Source organism: Calidithermus terrae (assembly GCF_003574345.1).
Lineage (GTDB): Bacteria > Deinococcota > Deinococci > Deinococcales > Thermaceae > Calidithermus > Calidithermus chliarophilus.
The window spans coordinates 1-3,050 of the sequence record NZ_QXDL01000325.1 but is presented as its reverse complement, the minus strand read 5'-3'; the positions used below and the strand labels follow the sequence as shown (position 1 = coordinate 3,050).

Annotated in this window: 3 protein-coding genes; all 3 read right to left on the bottom strand. The window is 67.3% G+C overall.

What is annotated here, in order from left to right; translation table 11 throughout:
* Positions 1-289: 289 nt before the first annotated feature.
* The 3 genes from Mterra_RS20150 to Mterra_RS20140 all read right to left on the bottom strand — a co-directional run bounded on the left by Mterra_RS20150 (position 290) and on the right by Mterra_RS20140 (position 2,894).
* The gene (locus Mterra_RS20150; RefSeq protein WP_051304146.1) at positions 290-1,198 is read right to left on the bottom strand and encodes a phosphohydrolase; all 909 of its coding nucleotides are present in this window, start codon (positions 1,196-1,198) and stop codon (positions 290-292) included.
* 167 nt (positions 1,199-1,365) lie between these two features.
* A complete protein-coding gene (locus tag Mterra_RS20145) occupies positions 1,366-2,169 on the bottom strand; it encodes an enoyl-CoA hydratase/isomerase family protein (protein WP_119316726.1) in 804 nt (267 codons plus the stop codon).
* Between the two features lie 8 nt (positions 2,170-2,177).
* Positions 2,178-2,894: a phosphorylase family protein gene (locus tag Mterra_RS20140; protein WP_119316725.1), complete on the bottom strand. Its 717-nt coding sequence runs from the start codon at positions 2,892-2,894 to the stop codon at positions 2,178-2,180.
* Positions 2,895-3,050 lie beyond the last annotated feature (156 nt).

The following is a 3,050-nucleotide window of genomic DNA, read 5'->3' as shown; positions in this document are numbered from 1 at the left end:
CTCCTCCCCGCCGGCGGGGAGGAGGTATCCCCCCCACCCCCCTTGCTAAGGGGGGAACAAGGCGTCTTGCGTCTTGCGTCTTGCGTCTTGCGTCTTGCGTCTTGCGTCTTGCGTCTTGCGTTTTGCGTTTTGCGTACGACGTACGACGTACGACGTACGACATAGGACATGCCTTTAGCGTTTTGCGTCTTGCGTTTTGCGTACGGCGTAGGACGTACGACGTACGACCCACGCCCAGCACCCGGCTATCGTCTATGGGCTATCGGCGTTCGGCGTATACCCCACGCCATCAATCCAGCGTAAACCTCGGCTCCGTCGGGTGCAGCCGTACCCGACGGATGATGCGCTGGTCGCCGGGGAGTTCGTCGCGGGTGGCCGCCGTGACCGTGACCATGCTGCGGATGGGGCTGTTGAGCACCTTACGGGTCAGGGTCTCCTCGACTTGGAACAGGCCAGCCGAGTTGTTCATCACCACGCGGATCTCGACGGGGACGCGCTCGCCCTTCATGATCTGCACCTCGTCTACGGCGAGGGCGCTGATGGAGTGAATGTCTACGGAGCCTAGCGCGAAGGCCTTGCGGCCGCGGCCCTTGGTGATGTCGGTGCCGTCGGCGACGGCGGTGACGCCGGCCTCGAGCGTGAGCGGGTCGGCGATGAGGTCGTGGGTGTAGATGCTGTGCAGCATGAAGCTGCGCAGCTCGGTGCGCTGCTCGGGGTCGCGGTAGAGCTTCTCGAGGATGCGGTCGATGAGGGGGATCGCCAGCGTCACGCCGAAGGCCTCGTGGTGCTGGCGGTGCACCTGGTTGCCGATGTCGTGCAGCATGGTCGAGAGCAGCACCACCAAGTAGGTGTCGTCGAGGTCGCCGACCCCGCTCTCCATCACGTCGGGCTTGGCCCCGGCCTCCACCAGCAGCTTGAGGATCGCCACGCTGGCCGACCCCGTGAGCAGCGCGTGGACCCGGCCGTGGTCGTTGTAGCCCAGCTTGCGCATGGTGATGTAGTTGGACATGTCCCAGTGGCCCCGCGCCTCGGGGTCCATCGAGAGCAGGTCATAGGCTTGCAGGGCCTTGGGAAAGCCCTGCAGGTCGCGCCGGATGGCGGTGTCGGCCTCGAGGTAGAGCTTGGCCTTGGGGCTGGTGAGCTGGACAACGTGCTCCTGGACCTTGTTGGGCTCGTCCACCCGGCAATTGTAGGGCATAAAGCCCCAAGCGGTAAGCTTTAAGCATTCAGCCATCAGCCCTCAGCCCTTGACCCTAGACGAGCCACAAACCGAGGGCCAAAGCGTTTTGCGTCTTGCGTCTCGCGTACGACGTACGACCCGCGTTAGGCGTTCGGCTATCGGCTATCGGCGCTAACCGTACGCCCCTACTCCCCCTTGAACTCCGGCGCCCGCTTCTCCAGGAAGGCACGCGTGCCCTCCTTCATGTCCTGGGTCGTGACCGCGAAGCCGAAGAGGTCGGCCTCGACCTCGAGCGCCTCGTCGAGCTCCAGGCCCTCGCCGCGGGTGACGGCCTCCTTGGCGAGCGCCAGGGCTACGGGGCCGTTCTTGAGGATGGAGCGGGCGAGCTCGAGCGCGAGCTCCAGCGCGTCCTCGCCCACGCGGTTGACCAGGCCCAGCTGCAGCGCCTCCTCGGCCGGGACGTGCCGCCCGGTGAAGATGAGGTCGAGGGCCCTCCCCCGCCCCAGCAGGCGCAGCAGGCGCTGGGTGCCGCCGAAGCCGGGGATGATGCCCAGGCTCACCTCGGGCAGGCCCAGCTTGGCCTTGGCGCTCGCCACGCGGAGGTCGCAGGCCAGGGCCAGCTCGAGGCCCCCGCCCAGCGCGAAGCCGTTGACGGCGGCGATGGTGGGCACCGGCAGGGCCGCGATCTCGTTGAAGACGGTCTGGCCCAGCAGCGCGAACTCGCGCCCGGCGAAGGCGTCCTGGATGTCGGCGATCTGGGCGATGTCGGCCCCGGCCACGAAGGCCCGGCCCTCGCCCGTGAACACCGCCACCCGCACCTCGGGGTCCTGGGTGATCACGTCGGTCACGGCGGCGAGCTCGAACAGCAGGTCCTGGTTGAGCGCGTTGAGGGCCTGGGGGCGGCGGACGGTGACGACGGCGACCCGCTCGCGCACTTCATAAGAGAGGAACTCGAACTCGGGGATCTGGCTTTCAAAAGGCTCTTTCATGCTCGACCTCAGATCTTGTCCTTCAGCTTGAGCAGGGCCTCGAGGGCCACCCGCGTCATGTTCTCCACCCCGGCCTGCAGGATCTCCTGGGCCACGAAGGAGGCGTCGCCGATCTGGTTGGAGACGGTGAGGATGGTCCCGGCCCGCACGCCGCGCATCTTGGCGATGAGGAACAGGGGCGCCGACTCCATCTCCAGCGAGACCACGCCGAACTTCGCCCACTCGCGGGCCGCCTCGGGGCTCGTGGCGTAGAAGGCGTCCTCGGTGGAGATCAGGCCCACGGTGTAGGGCAGCTTCGCCTCGCGCGCGCAGCCGACGAGGGCCTCGAGCACGTCCCAGTCGGCCACCGGCGCGTAGGGTCGCCCGCCGAGGTACTGCCGGGTGGTGCCGTCGAGCGGCACCGCGCCCTGCGCGATGACCAGCGTCCCGGCCTCCACCTTGCCGTCGATGCCCCCGGTGGTCCCCACCCGGATGATGGCCTTGACCCCCAGGTTGACGATCTCCTCGACCACGATGGCCGTGGAGGGCCCGCCCATCGCGCTGGTCTGGACCGAGACCGGAACCCCCTTGTAGGTCCCGGTGAAGCCCAGCAGCGCCCGGTAGGTGTTGTAGGTCTTGACGTCCTCGAGGAAAGTCTCGGCGATCCACTCAGCCCGGCCGGGGTCACCCGGCAGGAGCACGAGCGGGGCGATGTCGCCCGGGTTGGCACGGATATGCAAAGCCATACCGGTTCAGCATACCGGGTTCGGGGGGTGGGGCGTCGGGGGTTGATAGCCGATAGCCGGGCGCCGGTCGTACGTCCTACGTTGTACGCCGTACGCAAAAAGCCAAACGCAAGACGCAAGACGCAAAACGCCTTTTCTGCACCCCCCTTAGCAAGG

Excerpts from the sequence above, each read along its gene's own strand:
- Mterra_RS20150 (WP_051304146.1), bottom strand. The coding sequence starts at position 1,198 with ATGCCCTACAATTGCCGGGTGGACGAGCCCAACAAGGTCCAGGAGCAC.
- Mterra_RS20140 (WP_119316725.1), bottom strand. The coding sequence starts at position 2,894 with ATGGCTTTGCATATCCGTGCCAACCCGGGCGACATCGCCCCGCTCGTG.
- Mterra_RS20145 (WP_119316726.1), bottom strand. The coding sequence starts at position 2,169 with ATGAAAGAGCCTTTTGAAAGCCAGATCCCCGAGTTCGAGTTCCTCTCT.